Annotated in this window: 16 protein-coding genes; 13 read left to right on the top strand and 3 right to left on the bottom strand. The window is 73.9% G+C overall.

Features of this window, described 5'->3' with window-relative positions; all coding sequences use genetic code 11:
* Positions 1-78: 78 nt before the first annotated feature.
* Both ACZ51S_RS32130 and ACZ51S_RS32135 read left to right on the top strand, forming a co-directional pair.
* Positions 79-1023: an oxidoreductase gene (locus tag ACZ51S_RS32130; RefSeq protein WP_468804072.1), complete on the top strand. Its 945-nt coding sequence runs from the start codon at positions 79-81 to the stop codon at positions 1021-1023.
* 284 nt (positions 1024-1307) lie between these two features.
* Positions 1308-2717, top strand: coding sequence for an NAD(P)/FAD-dependent oxidoreductase (locus tag ACZ51S_RS32135; RefSeq protein ID WP_468888828.1), 1410 nt, complete (start codon positions 1308-1310; stop codon positions 2715-2717).
* Here ACZ51S_RS32135 and ACZ51S_RS32140 read toward each other — a convergent pair.
* Both ACZ51S_RS32140 and ACZ51S_RS32145 read right to left on the bottom strand, forming a co-directional pair.
* On the bottom strand, positions 2714-3598 hold the full coding sequence (locus tag ACZ51S_RS32140; RefSeq protein ID WP_468478681.1) for a trypsin-like serine peptidase: 885 nt from the start codon (positions 3596-3598) through the stop codon (positions 2714-2716). The genes ACZ51S_RS32135 and ACZ51S_RS32140 overlap by 4 nt on opposite strands.
* A gap of 154 nt (positions 3599-3752) precedes the next feature.
* Positions 3753-6050, bottom strand: coding sequence for an immune inhibitor A domain-containing protein (locus ACZ51S_RS32145; protein ID WP_468962774.1), 2298 nt, complete (start codon positions 6048-6050; stop codon positions 3753-3755).
* 280 nt (positions 6051-6330) lie between these two features.
* Here ACZ51S_RS32145 and ACZ51S_RS32150 point away from each other — a divergent pair, with 280 nt between their 5' ends.
* Positions 6331-7437 (top strand): class I adenylate-forming enzyme family protein, encoded by a 1107-nt coding sequence (locus ACZ51S_RS32150; protein WP_468478683.1) that lies wholly within the window; start codon positions 6331-6333, stop codon positions 7435-7437.
* 17 nt (positions 7438-7454) lie between these two features.
* On the top strand, positions 7455-8123 hold the full coding sequence (locus tag ACZ51S_RS32155) for an O-methyltransferase (protein ID WP_468478684.1): 669 nt from the start codon (positions 7455-7457) through the stop codon (positions 8121-8123).
* A 55-nt stretch (positions 8124-8178) separates the two neighbouring features.
* Here ACZ51S_RS32155 and ACZ51S_RS32160 read toward each other — a convergent pair whose 3' ends face one another.
* On the bottom strand, positions 8179-8703 hold the full coding sequence (locus ACZ51S_RS32160; RefSeq protein ID WP_468962776.1) for a hypothetical protein: 525 nt from the start codon (positions 8701-8703) through the stop codon (positions 8179-8181).
* Positions 8704-8852: 149 nt separating this feature from the next.
* Here ACZ51S_RS32160 and ACZ51S_RS32165 point away from each other — a divergent pair, with 149 nt between their 5' ends.
* The 9 genes from ACZ51S_RS32165 (at position 8853) to ACZ51S_RS32205 (ending at position 20109) form a co-directional block, all read left to right on the top strand.
* The gene (locus ACZ51S_RS32165; RefSeq protein ID WP_468962778.1) at positions 8853-10349 is read left to right on the top strand and encodes a tyrosine-protein phosphatase; all 1497 of its coding nucleotides are present in this window, start codon (positions 8853-8855) and stop codon (positions 10347-10349) included.
* 356 nt (positions 10350-10705) lie between these two features.
* Positions 10706-12763: an elongation factor G gene (fusA, locus tag ACZ51S_RS32170; RefSeq protein WP_468478686.1), complete on the top strand. Its 2058-nt coding sequence runs from the start codon at positions 10706-10708 to the stop codon at positions 12761-12763.
* Positions 12764-12928: 165 nt separating this feature from the next.
* Positions 12929-14377, top strand: a complete 1449-nt coding sequence (locus ACZ51S_RS32175) for an MFS transporter (protein ID WP_468804065.1) — start codon at positions 12929-12931, stop codon at positions 14375-14377.
* A gap of 175 nt (positions 14378-14552) precedes the next feature.
* A complete protein-coding gene (locus ACZ51S_RS32180; protein WP_468804093.1) occupies positions 14553-15758 on the top strand; it encodes a trans-sulfuration enzyme family protein in 1206 nt (401 codons plus the stop codon).
* A 64-nt stretch (positions 15759-15822) separates the two neighbouring features.
* A complete protein-coding gene (locus tag ACZ51S_RS32185) occupies positions 15823-16329 on the top strand; it encodes a MaoC family dehydratase (RefSeq protein WP_468478688.1) in 507 nt (168 codons plus the stop codon).
* Positions 16330-16368: 39 nt separating this feature from the next.
* The gene (locus ACZ51S_RS32190; RefSeq protein ID WP_468888812.1) at positions 16369-17208 is read left to right on the top strand and encodes a class I SAM-dependent methyltransferase; all 840 of its coding nucleotides are present in this window, start codon (positions 16369-16371) and stop codon (positions 17206-17208) included.
* A complete protein-coding gene (locus tag ACZ51S_RS32195) occupies positions 17205-18251 on the top strand; it encodes a methyltransferase domain-containing protein (protein ID WP_468478690.1) in 1047 nt (348 codons plus the stop codon). Before ACZ51S_RS32190 ends, ACZ51S_RS32195 begins: the two co-directional genes overlap by 4 nt.
* A 70-nt stretch (positions 18252-18321) precedes the next feature.
* On the top strand, positions 18322-19215 hold the full coding sequence (locus ACZ51S_RS32200) for a diiron oxygenase (protein WP_388946376.1): 894 nt from the start codon (positions 18322-18324) through the stop codon (positions 19213-19215).
* 33 nt (positions 19216-19248) lie between these two features.
* The gene (locus ACZ51S_RS32205; protein WP_468478691.1) at positions 19249-20109 is read left to right on the top strand and encodes a class-II aminoacyl-tRNA synthetase family protein; all 861 of its coding nucleotides are present in this window, start codon (positions 19249-19251) and stop codon (positions 20107-20109) included.

Here is a 20109-nt window from a genome sequence, read left to right on the forward strand (position 1 = left end):
GGTGCGCCCACGGCGCGTGCCGCGGGCCTGAGTAGGGTGGCCGGGAAAGGGCGTGCAGGAACCGTCGAGGGAGTCGTCGTGACCGGCTGGGACGCCACGCGCATACCCGATCAGAGCGGCCGCAAAGCCGTCGTGACCGGGGCCAACAGCGGGATCGGGTACGTCACCGCCCGCGAACTCGCACGGCGCGGGGCGGTCGTGGTGCTGGCCTGCCGCAGTGCCGCGCGCGGGCGCGGAGCGGCGGCCCGGATCCGCGCGGAAGTCCCGGGCGCCGAGGTGGAGCCGGCGGACCTGGACCTCGCGGACCTGGGCTCGGTGAGGGAGTTCGCGCGGCAGTACGCCCGGCGCCACGGCGCCCTCGACCTCCTGGTCAACAACGCCGGGGTGATGGCCCTGCCGTACGGGCGCACCGCCGACGGCTTCGAGACGCAGTTCGGCGTCAACCACCTCGGGCACTTCGCCCTGACCGGCCTGCTGCTGCCGAGGCTGCGGGCGGCCGCGCCCGGAGCCCGCATCGTCAACGTCTCCAGCGGCTTCCACGCCCTGGCCGACATCGACCTCGACGACCTCGACCCCCTTCGGGGAGAGGCCTCCTACCGCCGCTGGACCGCCTACGGCCGCTCCAAGACCGCCAACCTGCTCTTCACCCACGAACTGGCCCGCCGCTTCACCGCCGCCGGCGCGACGGTCACCGCGGTCGCCGCGCACCCCGGCTACGCCTCCACGAACCTCCACGCCGGAGCATCCCGCCCCGGAGGCCGCCGCACCTTCGCCTCCCGCGTCATGGCCCTCGGCAACGCGGTCCTCGCGCAGCCCGCCTCCTCCGGCGCGCTGCCCACCCTCTACGCGGCCACCGCGCCCGGGGTGGAACAGGACGGGTTCTACGGGCCGAGGCTCGGCTGGCGCGGGGCGCCCGTACGCTCCTGGCGGGCCAAGTGGACCCTCGACGACGCCTCCGGCGCACGGCTGTGGGTGGTCTCCGAGAAGCTCACGGGCGTCTCGTACGCGTCCCTCCCGCGCTGACGGCGCGCCGTTCACGCCGCGCGCGCCGTGCGCGCCGCGCCCCGGGAGCAACCGGCGGCTCCCGCGCGCGGCCGCGAGCCGACGATCCGCAGTGCGCGCCCTGCTCCCCCCTCCGCCCCCGCGACGGCGTGACGTACCGCCCCGGGCACGCTCCGTCCGCGCCCCCGCCCGCTCCGCCCGCGCCCCCGTCCGCCCCGTCCGCGCCCCCGCCACGCCCCGGTACGCAACCGTCCGCCCCGGCCCGGGCCTGACCCCCGCCGTCCCGGCGGCCGGACACTCGTCCCATGGACGACACTCCGGACAACCACTCAGAATCCCCCGGGGACCACGCCGTGGTCCTCGGGGCCGGCCTGGCAGGGCTGCTGGCGGCACGGGTCCTGGCGGGGCGGTTCGCCCGCGTCACCGTCGTCGAGCGGGACGAACTGTCGCCGCACGGCCCGGAGTTCCGCCCCGGCCTGCCGCAGTCCCGGCACGCGCACGTGCTGTGGGCGCGGGGCGTCGAGCTGATGGAGCAACTGCTGCCCGGCACCACCGCCGAGCTGATGGGGGCTGGCGCCGCGCTGCTGGAGTCGCCGCGCGACTTCCTGTGGCTGAGCCCCGCCGACTGGTTCCAGCCCGTGCCCGGGGCGGGAATGCTGATCGGCAGCCGCGAACTCCTCGACTGGACCCTGCGCCGGGCCGTGCTGCGCGACGGCCGGATCCGGATGCTGGGCGGCCGGCTCGCCACCGGACTGGTCGGCGGGGCGGACGGCCGCTCCGTGACCGGCGTGACCCTGCGCGACGGCGGCCGCCTCACCGCCGCGCTCGTGGTCGACGCCACCGGCCGCACCTCCAAGGCCCCCGCCTGGCTGGCCGCCCTCGGCTACCCCGCCCCGGCGGTCACCCGCTACGACTCCCACCTCGGCTACTCCAGCCGCCCGTACGCCATCCCCAAGGCCGCCCGGGACAGCCCGGAGCGCCGCTGGCACGGGATGTACGTACAGGGCCGCCCGGACAGCCCGCGCGGGGGAGTGCTGGTGCCGCTGGAAGGGGACCGCTGGCTGGTCACCCTGATCGGCAACGGCGAACACGCCCCGCCCACGAAGGACCCCGAGTTCCTCGGCTTCGCCCGCAGCCTGCGCAGCCCCGCCCTCTACGACGCCATCCGCGACGCCGAGCCGCTCGGCCCGCCCGCCGGCTTCCGGGCCACCGCCAACGAATGGCGCCACTACGAGCGCATGGACCGCTGGCCCGAGGGCCTCCTGGTCGTCGGCGACGCGGCCTGCCGCTTCAACCCGGTCTACGGGCACGGCATGACGGTCGCCGCCATCACCGCCCAGGCCCTGGGCGACGCCGTCAAGGGCCTCAGCGCCGCGCAGATCCCGGCGCAGGCCCGGCGCGTCCAGCGGCACACCGTCACCGCCGCCAACGTCGCCTGGCAGATCGCCACCAGCGAGGACCTGCGCTACCCGGGCACCGAGGGCCCGCCGCCCGACCGGGCGACCCGCGTCCTCCAGGCGTACATGTCCCGCGTCATGGCCGGCGCGAACACCGACGCGGCGATCTCGGCGCCCTTCTTCGGCGTGCTCTCCCTCTCCGCCCCGCCGAACACCCTCCTCGCCCCGGGCACGATGCTCCGCGTCCTGTCGAAGTGGCGCCTGCCCACCTCACCCCGCACCACGGCGGACTACCCGCCGCACCACAAGGAGGCCTAACCGCCCGCGGCCCGCTCGTACAGGTCCCGCACACCGTCCCCGAAGTAACTGCTGTACGAAGTCACCTCGTCCCCGCCTCCATCGCGGCCGCCGATCACCCCGATCAGGGTGTCCGCTCCGGTCAGGACGGGGCCGCCACTGGTGCCGTTGGGCACGTCCGCGCAGTCCAGCCGCAGCTGCGCGGACCCGGCGGCCACGGCCGTGTTGGCGCACCCCAGCGGCTGCTCGGCGTCATTGGGGTAGCCCACCAGCCGGGCGGGGGCGGGCAGCTGCTGCCCGAAGCGGATGGCGTGTGCCCCCGTGACGTCCTCCAGCCGCTGCCCGGGATGCCCGGGCCGGCGCACCCGGATGAACGCCACGTCGTAATCGGGGTCCGCGGACCGCACCCACCGCGGGTCGACGTCGATGCGCGTCGGCACCCACACCCCGAACGGCGCCTTCCCCTCCGCGTACCCGGGCACGAAGGCCAGGTTGGTCCGGAACCCGCCGGCGTAGACGCAGTGCGCGGCGGTGACGACGAGGTCCCCGCCGGGCGAGTGGACGACGCTCCCCGAACAGTGGTGCTCGTCGTCCCAGTCCAGGCCGGGGGAGAAGAGCGCCCCGATCGCCGGCTCCGGCTCGGCGGTCCGCGCCCGCAGCGGCTCGGAGACCCGCCACACGGCCTCGGCCGGCGCCCGCCGCTCCCCGCCGCCCTCGACGAGCGTCTCCAGCGCCTTCGCGGCGGCCTCGTCCGCCTGCCGCCGGTCCTGCGCGTAACTCCCGCGGTCGGCGTCCCCGTCGGCGACGGTCCCGAACCGGCCGATTCCGAAGGCCACCCCGGCGGCGACCAGCGCACAGCAGACCCCGGCCAGCACACAGCCCCGCACGACCCTGCCCGTCATACCCGGCTCCCGCCCCTCGCCACCACCACCCCACCCCCAACGCCAACCCCGCACCCCGGGTTCCCCCGGACGACGTGTCCGTCCTCACAGGACCCGGAAGCACGAGCGCCCTGCCGGGAGGTTCCGGCAGGGCGGCTCGCGCGTGCGCCGGGGGTCAGGGGGAGGAAGGGGTGAGCTGGAGGGTGGTGCGGGTGGGGGTTTCCTTGGTGATCTCGATGCGGGTGCCCGTGTCCGGGACCTTGACGCCGAGTTGGGGGAGGTCCGGGGTCCAGTAGGAGGTGTGGCGGTCGTCGAAGGCGCGGACGCCCGGGCGGGAGGGGATGGTCAGGGGGGTGCCCGCCTTGTGGAGGGTGATGCGGTCGGTCGGGCGGGTCGAGAAGGGGGCGTCGAAGGTCTGGGCGCGGGCGTTGAGGAGGGTGCCGTCCTGGAAGCGGAGGGGGGCCGGGCGGGCGTCCACCGGGAGGAGGAGGCCGTTGCCCGGGTGCGCCTTGGTGGTGTTGTCGCTGTAGGCCGTGTCCCAGAGCCAGATCAGCACGCCCTGCTGGTACGGGTAGAACTCCACCGTGTCGCCCGTGAAGCCGAAGTTGTACGGTCCCGACTTCAGGAGGGAGCCGTAGCCCGTGTGGCGGCGGTTCTCCACGAAGTAGACGCGGGGGTGGTCGGTCGTGCCGGTGCGGCCCTCCGTACGGGACCACTTGACCGGGGTCCAGCCGTTGTCGCCCTGTTCCGCGCCGTCCCGCAGGAGGGCGTCGCCGCCGCCGGCCGGGGTGACGCGGATGTCGTCCAGGGTGACGCCGCGGCCGTGGGTGTTGCTGTCCGAGGTGGCGCGGAGGCGGAGGTGGACGTGTTGTCCGGCGAACCGGTCCAGGGGGACCGAGAGCTCCGTCCAGCCGGCTGAGGTGCCCGAGACGCCCTTCGGCGGGACGGGGGTGCCGTTGACCGTGCCCGGCAGGGCGGTCCAGGTCCTGCCGCCGTCGGTGGAGGCCTCCGCCGTGAGGAAGTCGAAGTCCTGTTCCAGGTCGTACCAGAGGCGGGCCGTGAGGGTGGCCGGGCCCGGGGTGAGGTCCAGCGGGCGGGTCAGGGTGTTGTCCATGAAGTCGCCCGTGCCGCTCCACCACTGGCGGGTGCCCTCGTAGGGGTCGGTGAGGTCGGTGCGGGTGGTGGAGGGCGGCAGGTGCACCAGGAGGGCCTGCGGGTCCTCGGTCCGGTAGCCCGAGACGCCCAGCGTGGCGCGGGTCCTGCGGCCGGCGTCGGCCTCCGTGTAGTCGGGCCAGCCCAGCTGGAGCTTGCTCCACGGGTCCAGGTCGCCGGGGAACATGCCGGTGGTGTTGGGGCCCTTGCCCAGGTAGGAGGCCGAGGACATCAGCGACCAGAAGTTGACGCTGTTGTCCCCGTCCGAGCTGTAGAGGTCCGGCAGGCCGAGGTCGTGGCCGAACTCGTGGGAGAAGAGGCCGGCGCCGCTGTTCTCGCCGCCCGTGAGGTAGTCACCGGCCCAGATGCCGGTGTCCCCGACCGGTGTGCCGCCGGCCTTGTTGCCCTCCGGGCCCGCGCTGCCGGCCTGGTTCCAGTACGCGAACCAGCGGTGCGCCCAGATCGCGTCCTTGCCCTGGGCGCCGCCGCCCCAGGTCTGGTCCTTGCCGGCGTGGACGACGACCAGGTGGTCGAGGTAGCCGTCCGGTTCGTCGAAGTTCCCGTCGTGGTCGGCGTCGTAGCGGTCCCACACGTCGTACGGGGCGAGCTCGGCCTTGATGTCGGCCGGTGTACGGCCCTTCGCGCGCTCGGCGTCGTACCAGGCGGCCGTGGAGTCGCGCACCAGGTCCCAGTTGGTGCGGCACTGGCCCGGCTCGGTGCAGTTGTCCGTGCCGTAGCGGGCTTCGTTGTAGGGGAGCTTGACCCAGTCCGTGACCGTGCCGTCGATGTCGTAGCGGCCGGAGGACTGGAGGTTGTAGTAGGCGCGCATCGACGCCGAGCCGGGCTGGTCGGAGAAGAACTGCCGCTGGTAGAAGGCCCGGTCGAAGTCCTTGCGCCAGAGGGTGTGGTTGTCGTCCGCGGCCGGCTCGCCGATGGTGTTGTGCAGGGGGCCGGGGGTGCCGCCGAAGCGGGGGTCGGTCCGGTCTCCGAACTCGGCCAGGATGACGAAGACCTTGTCCTGGCGCTGCCGGGCCAGTTCGACGTACTGGTTGCCGATCTTCACCGTACGGGGGAGGGGGCTGGCCGGACGGGCGGCGGCGCCGCCGGCGCCGCCGGCCGCGATGCCCTCCAGGGCCTGCCGGCGCAGGGCCTGGCGCTGGAGTTCCAGCGGGGCGAGGGGCGGGGAGGCGGCCTGTTCGCCGCCGTGGGCGGCGTGCGGCGGGGCGGGCGGGGGTGCGGTGGCCGCCAGGGCGGCGGGGACGGGCAGGAGGGCGAGGGCGGCGAGGGATATCACCGCTCCCGCCGAGGCGAGTCTGCGCAACGGAGGGGCCCTTTCGGGGGGTTGGGTGCGTGGGGTGCGGCCCGTGGGTGCCGGGGGCCGAGGCGAAGGTAATATTTCACATGGCACAGGGGATGGATAGGGGGCCCGTCCGTGACGATTCCGGGCGGCGCCGCCGTGAAAGGCGCCCCCGCCCGTGTCCCGCAGGGCGGGCCCGTCGTTGGGCCCCTGAGGGCTCGTGTGCCGACGGGCCTCCGGGCCGCGGCCGCCCCGCACCGCCCACACCGTCCCGGCACCCGAACGCACAGGGGGAGACGAGCGCATGTCCCTCGAACCGCCGTACCCCGCCCTGCCCCCCGACGCCCCCTGGGAGCGTCCCGGCATCGGGGCCGACGCCGACGACGGGCCGCCCGGGCCGTGGCACCTGCCCTGGGACCGGTTGGCCCCCGCCGAAGCCGCCCGCGCCCGCGAGCGGCTCACCGGCCGCGACTACGCGTTCCTGGCGTCCGACGAAGCCACCGGTGACCCCGTGCGGCGGATCTTCTCCGGGGCCCGGCTGCGCGCCGACGCCGAGCAGACCGCCCGCCTGCTGGCCCCGTACGCCCCCGGGGCGATCGTCAGCTCCGCCCCGCCCCGGCACGCCTACGGGGCCTGCGCCACCGTGCTGCTGCCCGCCGTCACCGGACTGCCCGTGTGGTTCTGGCCCGCCGCCGACTGCCCGCCGCCGGCCGTCACCGCCCGGCGGATCGCCGTCGTCGCCATCCCCGCCACCTTCCGGACCCTGGCCCGCTACCCCCGCTGGACCGCCTCCTTCGAGCAGCTCACCTTCCTGCACAGCTCCGCCGAACTCCCCCCGGAGGCACACCGGTTCCGGGCCGACCCCCGCGCCGTCCTGATCGAGCTGCTCGGCTCCACCGAGACCGGCTCCGTCGCCCACCGCACCGGCTGGGACCCGGCCGGGCCCTGGACCCTGCTCGACGACGTCGCCTTCGTCGCACCCCGCACCGGCGCGGAAGGCCCGCTCACCGTGACCGGCCCGCGCCTGTCCGCCCTGCCCGACGGCAGCCGGCCCGGCCGGCACGAGATGGACGACCTCGTCCGCCGCCTCGGCGACCGGATGTTCCTGCGCCTCGGCCGCCGCGCCCAGCTCGTGCGGATCAACGGCATCCGGTACGACCTCGGCGCCATCGCCGCCCGGCTGCGCGCGGCCCTCCCCGGGGCCGACGTGGCCTGCGTACGCGTCGCCGGCCCGCAGCACGAGGAGGCGTACGACCTGCTCGTCGCCGGGGGCGGCCCCCTGACGGCCGACGGCGTACGGGCCACCGCGCGCGGCCTCGGCGCCGAACCCCGCCTGGTACGCCTCGTGGACCGCATCCCGCGCGGCCCCCTCGGCAAACCCCTCCCCGCCCAGACCGCCCCGCCCCCCTGACCGAGAGGACGTACGCCATGAACAGGCAGCCCGACGACGTGAAGACGGTTCCCCTCACCCCCGAGGTGTACGCCTACCTGCTCGCCCAGGCGGAGCCCCAGAGCGAGGTCCAGCGGCGGCTGGTCGAGCGCACGCGCGCCCTCGGCGACCGGGCCGTGATGCAGATCCCGCACGAGCAGGGGGTCCTGCTCACCCTCCTCGCCAAGCTCGTCGGCGCCCGCCTGATCGTGGAGGTCGGCACCTTCACCGGCTACTCCACCCTCGCCCTCGCCGCCGGACTGGCCCCCGGCGGGCAGGTCCTCACCTGCGACGTCTCACCGGAGTGGACCGGGATCGCGCAGGAGGCCTGGAAGGAGGCCGGGCTCGCCGACCGGATCGAGCTGAGGCTCGCGCCCGCCCTGGACACCCTGCGCGCCCTGCCGGCCGAACCGGTCATCGATCTCGTCTTCCTGGACGCCGACAAGGGCGGCTACCGGGACTACTGGGAGGAACTGGTCCCCCGGGTACGGCCGGGCGGGCTGCTCCTCGCCGACAACGCGCTCTTCGGCGGTGACGCGGCGGACCCCGCGGCCCGGGGCAACGGCCTGGCCGTCCGCGAGTTCAACGCCCACGTCCGCGCCGACGACCGGGTGGAGTCCGTCCTGCTCCCCGTCGCGGACGGGCTGCTCTTCGCACGCAAGCTCTGAGACGAGCCCGTCCCCCTGGTGGAGAGGGGCCGCCGGCACCGGGGGGACGGCGGCCTCACCCGTCCTCCGACACGCAGAGGTCGCGGCGCATGGCGGTCCGCATCGTCCGCAGCAGGTCCCAGATCTCGTACTGGGCGCGGGCCGCCGCCTCCAGTGTCTCGCCCGCTTCGGGAGCGCCCCGTTCGAGGCGCTTGACCTGGCCGTAGACCGTGGTCAGGGCCCGGTTGACTGCGCTCGCCGTCGCGAGGACCTCATCGGGGGCGATCATCTGGGCTTCCGAGTAGCGGTCGCGGTGCGCGTCCTTCGCCACGTCGAGCGCCTCCCGGTCGGCGTCCTGCGCGCCGCGCTCGCCCAGGACGTGCAGATGGCGGTTGAGCGCGGTGGTGAACTGCCGAGCGTCCCGGTTCAGTTCCGCGTAACAGGCGCGCCGCAGCGAACGGCTGTCGCGGATCTCGTCCTTGGCGTGGACGAGCTCTATCTCGCGGCGCCTGGCCCGTTCGGAGCCCCGTTGGGTGAGCAGGGCGCCCCCCAGGGTTCCGGCGACGCCGGCCACCGCGATGACCACCGAGTTGAGATCCATCCGCGCGCTCCGTGAGATCCTCCGGCCCCGTGCCCGCCGCACACGGCCCAGACCTCCCAGTGTGCCGAACCGGCCTTTCCACGCGCCGCATTGGCCGCTCGGCGCCATCGTGCCCGGCGGGGGAGTGCGACGAGGGGGCGGTGCGGGACATGCGGTTTCCGTTCGTTCACGGTACGGGGGTGCGGCGGGCGCGGCACGACGCGCTGTTCGGGCTGGTGCGGGAGCGGCTCGCCGACCGGTTCCCCGGGGCGGAGGGCGAACGCTGCTTGTGGGGCGAGCGGTTCGGCGCCGGGCCGGGAGCCGGCGCCCGGTTCGTGCCCGGGACGGCCGTCGAGGCGGACGGGGGCGGCGAGACCGCCGAGTGGGGACTGCTGCCCGCCGACCCGCTGTGCGAGCTGCGGGCCCTGGCCGAGGCCGGCTGGGGCGAGGAGGAAGGCGCCGAGGAGGAAGGCGGCGACCCCTTGGCGATGCCCGGCTCACGCCCCGCCGGGGAGCGGGTACTGGTGCTGCTGCACCGGCTCGCCGAAGCCGTCCCGGACCCCGGAGCCCCCGGCGAGCTGCGGTCCCTGCTCGACGGCACCGGCCTCGCCGCCGCGTTCCGTCCCGCGCCGGAGGCCACCGCCGGCTCCGCCGAAGCGGCACGCGCCGCAGCCCGCGCCACCACCGGACCGCAGGTCCGCGAGCCGGCAACCGCCCTCGCCCGTCTTCCACGGGCGGGTCACCTTCACCGGGGTCCCCCTCGCCGGCCCCCCTCGGCCTCCCCGGCGGCTGGACCGCGGCCGGGACGGACGGGGTGGGGGAGATCACCTCCCCCGCCCCTGAGGAACCCGGTGATCACTGAGGCATCCTGGCCGCACCAGGCCCACCACCCCACCCAGGAGCCCCTGTTGACCCACGAGCCCGCCCACGAGGAACGCCGCCACGTCCCCTTCGAACGCCTCCACAACTTCCGCGACATGGGCGGCTACCGTTCGGCCGACGGCCGGGTCGTCGCCTGGGGCCGCCTCTACCGGGCCGACTCCCTCGGCAAGCTCCACGGCGCCGACTGGGACCGGTTCCTCGGGCTCGGCGTCCGGACCGTCATCGACCTGCGCTACCCCTGGGAGATCGAGGCCAAGGGCCGGATACCGGAGCCGGAGCGGTTCACGTACGCCAACCTCAGCATCGAGCACCGCCCCTACGACCAGGCCGAGATCGACCCCTCCCTCGACCCCTGGCGCTACCTCGCCGACCGCTTCGCGGAGGTGGCCGAAGACGGCGTGGACGAGATCGGCCGCGCCATCGGGCTCATCGCCGACGGCCCGGGCCCCGCCGTCTTCCACTGCACCTCCGGCAAGGACCGCACCGGTCTGATCGCCGCCCTGGTCCTTACCCTCCTCGACGTGCCCGAGGAACAGATCCTGGCCGACTTCGCCCTCACCGAGCTCGCCACCGAGCGCCTCACCGCCGACTGGCACGCCGCCCACCCGGGACGCACCATGCGCTGGCCCTCGTACGGCAGGGCCCCCGCCACCGTCATGTCCCTGGTCCTCGCCGACCTCACCGCCCGGTACGGCTCCCCGTCCGCGTACCTCACCGACGCCGTCGGGATCACCCCGGACACCACGGCGCGGCTGCGCGCCCGCCTCCTGACCGGGGCCGGATAGCCCCCGGAAAACCAGGTGTCCCGGCCGGCGCGCACCGCCTACAGTCGCGGTGCGCGCCGCCGCCGGGGCGGTGTCCGCCGATGCCGAGCGAAGAGAAGGGGGAACCGGGCCATGCGTACGTACCGCACCGCCGCCGTCGTTCCCCCCTGCCGGTACGACGTGATCCCGGTGTCCCGCAGCGCGCGGTAACAGCCGCGCGGCTGTCACCGTACGCCCGTCGACGCATCCCCCGTCCCCAGCACGGCCCCGCCCTCCCGGGCCCGGCCGTGTGCCCCGCGGCTCCGCCGCGCGGCGGACCGGCGTCCGGGAATCGCGCTGCCCTCTTCCCGCCCCAGGCATCCGAAAGGCCCCGGGTCATGCGCACCAACCGTCACACCAGCACCAGCAACACCACTGCGGCCGCTGCCGTACGCAACCTCGGCATCCTCGCCCACGTCGACGCCGGCAAGACCACCGTCACCGAACGGATCCTCTTCGCCACCGGCACCATCCACAAGCGGGGCGAGGTCCACGACGGGACGACCGTCACCGACTACGACCCCCAGGAACGCGACCGGGGCATCACCATCTTCGCCGCGGCCGTCAGCTGCGCCTGGGACGGGCACCGCGTCAACCTGATCGACACACCGGGGCACGTGGACTTCTCCGACGAGGTCGAGCGCTCCCTGCGCGTCCTCGACGGGGCGGTCGCGGTGTTCGACGCCGTCGCCGGTGTCGAACCGCAGAGCGAGTCCGTGTGGCGGCAGGCGGACCGGCACGGCGTACCGAGGATCGCGTTCGTCAACAAGCTGGACCGGGCGGGCGCCGACCTCGACACGGCCGTCGCCTCCATCCGGGAGCGGCTCGGCGCCGTCCCGCTGGTCGTGCAGCTGCCGGTCGGGCGCGAGGACGGTTTCACCGGGGTCGTCGACCTGCTGCGGATGCGCGCGCTGCTCTGGCGCGCCGGCGACGGCGGCCCGTACGAGACGGTGCCCGTGCCCGGACCGCTGCTGGAGGAGGCCCGGCGAAGGCGCCTGCTCCTGGAGGAGACGGTCGCCGGACTCCACCCGGACGCCCTGGAGGAGTTCTGCGCCCGCTCCGCGCTGAGCGAGGGGACGCTGGTGCGCGCCCTGCGCGAGCTGACGCTCGCCGGGGACGGCGTGGTCGTGCTGTGCGGCTCGGCGTACCGCAACCGGGGGATCGAACCGCTGCTCGACGCCGTCGTGGCGTACCTGCCCGCGCCCGGGGACATGCCGCCGGTGCGGGAGCGGGCCGCCGACCCGTCGGAGCCCCTGGCCGCGCTCGCCTTCAAGGTGACGGCGACGTCGACGGGGCGGCTGACGTACCTGCGGGTCTACGCGGGCACCCTGCGCAAGGGGGACTCCGTACTGGACCCGGCCACGGGCAGGACGGAACGCGTCGGGCGGATCCTGCGGGTGCAGGCCGACCGGCACGAGGAACGGGAGGAGGCGGTGGCCGGTGACATCGTCGCCGTCGTCGGGCTGAAGTCGGCGCGGGCCGGAACCAGCCTGTGCGCGCCGCAGGCGCCCCTGCTCCTCGAACCGCCCACGGTGGCCGACCCGGTGGTGTCGGTCGCGGTCGAGGCGCGCGGCAGCGCGCAGACCGGGCGGCTCGCCTCCGCACTGGCCCGGCTCGCCGAGGAGGACCCCTCCCTGGTGGTGCGGACCGACGCGGAGACCGGGCAGACCGTGCTGTCGGGGCTGGGCGAGCTGCATCTGGAGGTCGCGGTGGAGAAGGTCCGCCGCTTCCACGGGGTGGAGGTGGTCGTCGGACGGCCGCAGGTCTCCTACCGGGAGACCGTCGTGCGCGGGGTGTCCGGCTTCGTGTACCGGCACGTCAAACAGGACGGCGGCGCGGGGCAGTTCGCGCACGTCGTGCTGGACGTCGAGCCGCTGGAGGAGCCCGGTTTCGAGTTCCGCACGGCGGTCGTGGGCGGCCGGGTGCCGCAGGAGTACGCGCGGGCCGTGGAGGCCGGCTGCCGGGACGCCCTCGCCGAGGGCCCCCTCGGCGGGCATCCGGTGACGGGCCTGCGGGTGGTCCTCACGGACGGGGCGACCCACTCCAAGGACTCCTCGGAGATGGCGTTCCGCGCGGCGGGCCGGTTCGCGCTGCGGGACGCCCTGCGCGCCTGCGCGCTGGAGCTGCTGGAGCCGGTCGCGGAGGTCACGGTGACCGTTCCGGACGACGGCGTCGGCGCGGTCCTCGGGGACCTCGCCGCACGCAGGGGCCGGGTCACGGGCTCCGCCGGGCAGGGCGGGACCTCGGTGATCACGGCGACGGTGCCGCTGGCCGAGCTGTTCGGGTACGCGTCCCGGCTGCGCGGCCGCACCCAGGGCAGGGGCAGCTTCACCAGCCGTCCGGCGGGCCTGGCGGCCGTCCCCGCGGCGGTGGCAGCGGTCCTGACGGCCCGTTAGCAGTCGCGTGTGCCCCGCCCCGGTTCCGGCCGGGGCGGGGCACACGTGTGTCGCGGGCGGGGATCCGTACGCCTTCCCACGCCTCTCTTACATACCCCCCACGGGTATGCTACGTTGCTACGCGAAGGTACCCCCCAGGGGTATATGACAGAGAGAGGTCAGGGCATGTCAACCGTCAATCCCCGGCGCTGGTGGGCACTTGGCGTGCTCGCCGCCGCTCAGTTCATGGTCATCATGGACACCTCGATCATCGGGGTCGCGCTCCCCGAGATGCAGAAGGACCTCGGCTTCTCCCAGGGCGAGCTCCAGTGGGTCTTCAACGCCTACGTCATCGTCTTCGGCGGATTACTGCTGCTCGGCGGGCGGCTCTCCGACCTGTTCGGAGCGCGCAAGATCTTCGCCACCGGCTGGGTCGTCATGATCGTGGGGTCGGTGCTCGCCGCCGCCGCGCAGAGCGCCTCGGTCGAGATCGCCGGCCGGGCCGTCCAGGGAGTCGGCGGCGCGCTCATCGCGCCCTCGGCCATGACCCTGCTGATGATCCTCTTCGGGCACAACCCCAAGGAGCTCGGCAAGGCGATGGCCCTCTACGGCGCGGCGGCCCCCGCCGGCGGTACGGCCGGCGTGTTCCTCGGCGGTGTGTTCACCGAATGGGTGAGCTGGCCGTGGGTGTTCATCATCTACGTCCCGATCGGCGTCGCCACCCTCGCCGCGACCAAGCTGCTGCCCGCCGTCCAGTCCCGCCGCGGTTCCGTCGACGTCCTCGGCGCCGTCGCCGTCACCGCCGGGCTCGCGCTCGCCGTGTTCGCCGTCGTCCGGGCCCCCGAGGTCGGCTGGGGCGCCACCGCCACCGTGCTGGAGCTGATCGGCGCGGCCGTCCTGCTGGTCCTCTTCTTCGTGATCCAGAAGACCGTCCGCGAGCCGCTCATGCCGCTCAGCGTGTGGCGGATCCCGCGCCTCGGCTCCGCCAACCTCGCGATGACGCTGCTCGGCGCCGCCTGGATCCCGATGTGGTACTTCCTCAACCTGTACCTCCAGCAGGTGCTGAACTACGGCGCCTTCGCCTCCGGTGCGGCACTGCTCCCCATGACGGTCCTGCTGATGATCTTCATGACGGCCATCACCGCCCGCCTCATGGGCCGCTTCGGGGCGAAGCCGCTGATCGTGACCGGTCTGCTCGCCCTCGCCGCCGGGCTGGTCTGGCTGTCCGCCGTCGAGCCGACCGGCACCTTCCTGGTCGACGTCCTGCCCGCCTCGCTCGTCGCCGCGCTCGGCATGGCGCTCGCCTACATCCCGGCGATGATCGCCGCGATGTCCGGCGCCCCGCAGGAACAGGCCGGCCTCGCCTCCGGCATCGTCAACACCACCTACAACGTGGGCTCCGCCCTCGGCCTGGCCGCGCTGACCGCGCTCGCGACCACCCAGGGCGCCGGTGAGCTGGGCAACCTGCCCGCCCTCACCGACGGGTTCAGCGCCGCCTTCATCGGCGCCGCCGGCATCGCCGCCGCGGGTGCGGTGATCACCCTGCTCGTGATGAAGGGCGACAAGTCCGCCGCCCGGGCCGCCGCTCCCGCCGCCGACGCCCCCGCGTCGCGCAGCGAGACGGCGGGGGTGTGACGTACGGGGTCGCCCCCGCTCACCCAAGGGGTCGCCCGACGTCCTTCCCGGACGTCGGGCGACCCCTTTTTCCGTACCCGAACGAAAGGCAGACCCCTCGATGAAGGACACCGCGATGAAGGACCCCTCAGTGAAAGACCCCTCGGTGAAGGACCCCTCGGTGAAGGACGCCGCGATGAAGGATCCCTCGGTGAAGGACATCCGCACCCGGGCCGTGCACGTGGCCCACGAGCTCGAGGTCCCGGGCAGCCGGCCGCTGTCCGTGCCGCTCGTCCAGTCCTCGGCCTTCGCCTTCGACTCGGCCGACGAACTGGCGCGGGCCATGTCCGGACCCGACGGGGCGTACGTCTACAGCCGCCGCGGCAACCCCACCGTGCGCGCGCTCGAACGCACCCTCGCCGGCCTGGAGGGCGGTGCCTCGGCCATCGCCTTCGCCTCCGGGATGGGCGCGATCAGCGGCGTCCTGCTCGCCCTGCTGCGCCCCGGCGACCAGGTGATCGCCCAGCGCTGCCTGTACGGGGGGACGTACGCGGCGCTGAACGACCTGGCGGAGCGCTACGGGGTGCGGGTCGACCACATCAGCGGTGACGACGTGGGGGAGTTCGAGGCGCTCGCCGGACCGCGCACCCGGCTGCTCGTCCTGGAGACCATCGCCAACCCGACCGGGCAGGTCCCGGACCTGCCCGGCCTGCTGGCGGCGGCCCGCAGGCTCGGCGTGCTCAGCGCCGTGGACAACTCCCTGGCCTCGCCGGTCCTGTGCCGTCCCGTCGAGCACGGCGCGGACATCGTGTTCCACTCCACCACCAAGTACCTCGCCGGGCACTCCGACGTCCTGGGCGGCGCGGCCGTCTTCGCGGACGACGCGCTGCGCCGGGAGGTCTGGCCGCGCACGGTCGAACTGGGCGCCACCCCGGACCCGTTCGCCGTCTGGCTGACCTTGCGCGGGATCGCCACCCTGCCGCTGCGGATGCGCGAGCACTGCGCCAACGCGGGCCTGCTCGCGGAGCGGCTGGCGGCGCATCCCGCCGTGGCGGCCGTCCACTGGCCCTGGCTGGGAACGCACCCTTCGTACGCGAGGGCCCGAGAGGTGCTCTCCGGCGGCGGCGGGCTGCTCTCCTTCGAGCTGCACGGCGGCCGCGACGCGGGGCGCGCCTTCGTCGAGAGGGTGCGGCTGGCGCGGCTCGCTCTGTCGCTGGGCGGGGTGGAGACGCTGGTAACCCACCCCGCCAGCACCTCCCACCGGGAGCTGGACGAAGGGGCGTTGGCGCGCGCCGGGATCGGTCCGGGCCTCGTCCGGATGTCGGTCGGCATCGAGGACGCGGAGGACCTCTGGCAGGACACCGAACAGGCACTGCGGTCTTCTTTTGGGTTGACAAAATAATCGGCTGATTCGTAGATTGGTTCACGCCAGAGAAACCACTCCTCTCCGTCAAGGGGGTCGCGTGATGCGCTACTTCGAGGACTTCCGGACCGGTGACGTCCACGAACTGGGCACCGTCACCGTCACGACGGAGGAGGTGCTCGAGTTCGGCCGGCGCTTCGACCCCCAGCCCTTCCACACCGACCCCGAGCTCGCCGAGCGGTCCCCGTTCGGCGGCCTGATCGCCAGCGGCTGGCACAGCGCCTCGATGTTCATGCGCCGTTACGTGGACGGGCTGCTCGCCTACAGCGCCTGTACCGGCTCCCCCGGCGTCGACGAGATCCGCTACCTGCGGCCCGTCCGCCCCGGGGACGTGCTCACGGCGCGCGTCGAGATCCTGGGCTCGCGCCCCTCGCCGTTCAACCCGCGCACCGGCGTCGTCCAGCCCAAGTGCACGCTGGCCGACGCCGACGGGAACGTCGTGTTCAGCATGGTCCTGCACAGCATCTTCGAGCGGCGGCCCGCCGAGTGCGACGCGCCGCACCCCGCCGCCGCCGAGGACCCCGTCGTCCGCGCGGGCTCCCCGGCCTGACCCCCGCCCCCCTGCCCGACGAAGCGAAGGGAGCCTCCCGTGGAGGCCGTATCCCGCACCGCCCAGTGGACCGCCGCCGCGCGGGCCCTGGAAACCGAGCGCGAGGACCGGCTGTTCGCCGATCCGTACGCGCGAACCGTCGCCGACACCATCGGCTTCGACCTGCTCGAGCGCTACGCCGGCGCCGGCACGGTGCCGTTCCTCGCCATCCGCACCACCTACCTGGACCGGGCCATCGTCCGCGCCGTCCAGGAGCACGGCATCCGCCAGGTCGTGTTCCTCGCCGCCGGCATGGACACCCGCTTCTACCGCCTCCCGTGGCCCGACGGCGTCACCGTCTACGAACTCGACCGCCCCGCCCTCCTGGAGGCGAAGGCCGAGATGCTCGCCGGGGAGCCGGCCCCGGCCGGACGCACCCGCGTCACCGTGCCCGTCGACCTCACCCAGGACTGGACGGGCCCGCTGGAGGAAGCCGGCTGGCGCGCCGACGAGCCCGTGCTGTGGGTCGTCGAGGGCCTCCTCTTCTTCCTCCCCGAGCAAGCCGTGCGGGGACTGATCTCCACCCTCGCCGTGCACTCCGCCCCCGGCTCCGTCCTGCTCGGCGACGTCATCAGCAAGGCGGCCCTGCAGAACCCGCTGTCGCGGCCCTTCCTCAACTGCCTGGAAGAGGACGGCAACCCGTGGCTCTTCGGCACGGAGACCCCCGAGGAACTGCTCGCCGAATGCGGCTGGGACGTACGAGAGGTGCGCCAGCCCGGCGAGGACGGCGCCGACTTCGGCCGCTGGCCCTACCCGGTACCCGCCCGCAGCGTGCCGCGCGTCCCGCGCTCCTTCCTGTTCACCTGTGACCTCCCCACCGCCGAGGTGAAAGCAGCATGACCGCCGTCGAGGACTTCCACCAGCGCGTCATCAGCGACGCCGGCGCCGCCGTACGCGGCCTGACCGTCGCCCTCGGCGAGCGGCTCGGCCTCTACCGCGCCCTCGCCGAGGCCGGCCCGCTCACCCCCGCCGCCCTCGCCGAGCGCACCGGGATCAACGCCCGCTACGCGGAGGAGTGGCTGCACGCCCAGCTGAGCGCAGGGTACGTCGAGCGCCACCCGAGCGCCGGCACGTACACCCTGCCCGCCGACCACGCCCCGGTGCTGGCCGACCCGAGCGCGGTCACCTTCGCCGCCGGGTTCTTCACCGCGCTCAAGGCCCTCTACGGCACCGAGGACCTGCTCGTCGACGCGTACCGCACCGGCGACGGCGTCGGCTGGGCGGAGCACGACCCCGCCCTCGACACCGGCATGGGCAGCTTCTTCCAGCCCACCTACGAGCACCGCCTCGTCGCCGACTGGCTGCCCTCCCTCACCGGCGTCACCGGCAAGCTGGCCGCCGGCGGCACCGTCGCCGACGTCGGCTGCGGCGTCGGCCACACCACCCTGCTGATCGCGAAGGCCTTCCCGCAGGCCACCGTCCACGGGTTCGACTACTCCGAAGAGGCCATCTCGATCGCCTGCCGGCTGGCCGAGGAGGCGGGCCTCTCGGACCGCGTCGTCTTCGAGGTCGCCTCCGCCGACGACTACCCCGGCACCGGCTACGACCTGGTCACCTTCTTCAACGCCCTGCACGACATGGGCGACCCGGTCTCCGCCGCCCAGCACGTGCACAAGTCCCTGGACGCGGACGGCACCTGGATGCTGGTCGAGTCGAACGTCTCGCCCGACGACATCGACACCCAGACCCCGGCCGCCCGCATGTTCATGGCCCTCTCCGCCGTGATGTGCCTGCCCGTGGCCGTCGCCCAGCGCGGCCCCCACGCGCTCGGCAACCACTCCGGCGAGAAGGCCTTCCGCGCCATCGCCGAGGAGGCCGGCTTCACCCGCTGGCGCCGCGCGGCCGAGACCCCGGTCAACGCCGTCTACGAAGTCCGGCCGTAGCCGGCCGCCGCACCGGCCGCGCCGCCCGGGCCACGGCCCCGGTCCACACCACACCACCCGAGGAGTCCCCATGGGAGTCAGCGCCCCCCTGCCGGTCAGCGACCGGTTCCTTGAAGTCCTCGAGCGGCTCAGCCACCGCTCCATCGAGGAGTACTACAACCCGTACCAGCAGTTCGACTGGCCCGAGAAGCTCGACGAGGGCCGCATGTGGATGACCCCCGAGCTGCTCACCGTCTACGGCACCCCCTTCTACGAGGAGCTCGGCGAGGAGACCCTCCAGCGCCTCTCCAAGTGGGAGAGCATCAACTTCTACAGCCTCAACGTGCACGGCATCCGCGAACTGCTCATCGAGGTCGTCGGCCGCATCCACATGCCCGGCTTCGAGGTGCCCTCGGACTTCTTCCACCACTTCATCGGTGAGGAGAACGAGCACATGTGGTTCTTCGCCGAGTTCTGCCGCCGCTACGGCGACAAGATCTACGGCTCCACCGCCCTGCGCGCCGACTCCGCCTGGGAGCCGGAGGTGGAGAACTTCCTCGTCTTCGCCCGCATCCTCTTCTTCGAGGAGCTCGTCGACCACTACAACACGCGGATGGCACGGGACGAGGACCTCTGCCACACCATCCGCGAGGTCAACCGCATCCACCACCAGGACGAATCCCGCCACATCGCCTTCGGCCGCGAGCTGGTCTCCCTGCTCTTCGACCGGATGCGCCAGGCCGTACCCGCCGCCCGGGTCGCCGAGGTCGAGGCGTACCTCAAGCGGTACGTGGTCTACAGCCTCAACTCCCTCTACAACCCGCACGTCTACCGCGACGCCGGCATCGCCGACCCGGTGGGACTGCGCAACGCACTGGTCGCCGACGAGCGCCGCCGGCCCTTCGAGCGCAAGACCATCCGCAAGCCGCTCGGCTTCTTCCTGAAGACCGGGATCTTCACGGACGACGTCCTGCCCGTCGTCTGAGAGGCCCCACCGCCGCCCGAGAGGTGACTCCCCATGACCGCCATGACCACCGACAGCGCCAGAGACACCCGGGGCCTGCCGTCGCTCGGCCCCGAGGGCACCGCCCTGCTGCGGCTGCTCGACGACACCTTCGAGAGCTGGGGCGTCCAGGCGGGCGCCCGCTCGATGACCATGCCCCCGCTGCTGCCGGCCGCCGACCTGGCCCGGCTCGACTACTACGACAACTTCCCCCACCAGGCCGTCGTCGCCGCGCCGCTGAACCTGGACGTCCGGGAGACCAGCGAGTTCTGTACCGACACCGGCTGCTTCCCCTGTGACGCGCTGGAGCCGGCCGCCCTCGGCCTGCCCTCCGCGTCCTGCTACGCCGTCTACATCGACCACCAGGGCCGCCCGGCCGCCGACGACGAGCTCTTCACCGTGGTCGGCTGGTGCTTCCGCAAGGAGGCCCACTACGAGGGACTGCGCCGCCAGCTCGGCTTCCGCATGCGGGAGATCGTCGCCATCGGCACCCGCGAGCACGCCGAACAGCACCTCGCGGCCTTCACCCGGCGGATCAACTCCTTCGCCGAAGCCCTGGACCTGCCGCTGAGCCGCGAGGCCGCCTGCGACCCCTTCTTCGACAAGGGCAGCTCCAAGGCCGTGCTCCAGCGCCTGACCCCGGTCAAGCACGAGTTCCTGTACGAGGACCTCGCGATCGCCTCCGTCAACACCCACCGCAACTTCTTCGGCGACCGGTGCGAGATCCCCCTCGCCTCCGGCGGCGGCCCCGCCTTCACCAGCTGTGTCGCCTTCGGCCTCGAACGCTGGCTGTCGGCGCTCACCCGCCGCCACGGCAGCTGGGGTGCCGCGACCGCCGCCGTCCTGCGCGCGAACGCGGCCGGGCCGGCGATCTGA

It is taken from the genome of Streptomyces sp. NPDC034043 (genome assembly GCF_055575675.1).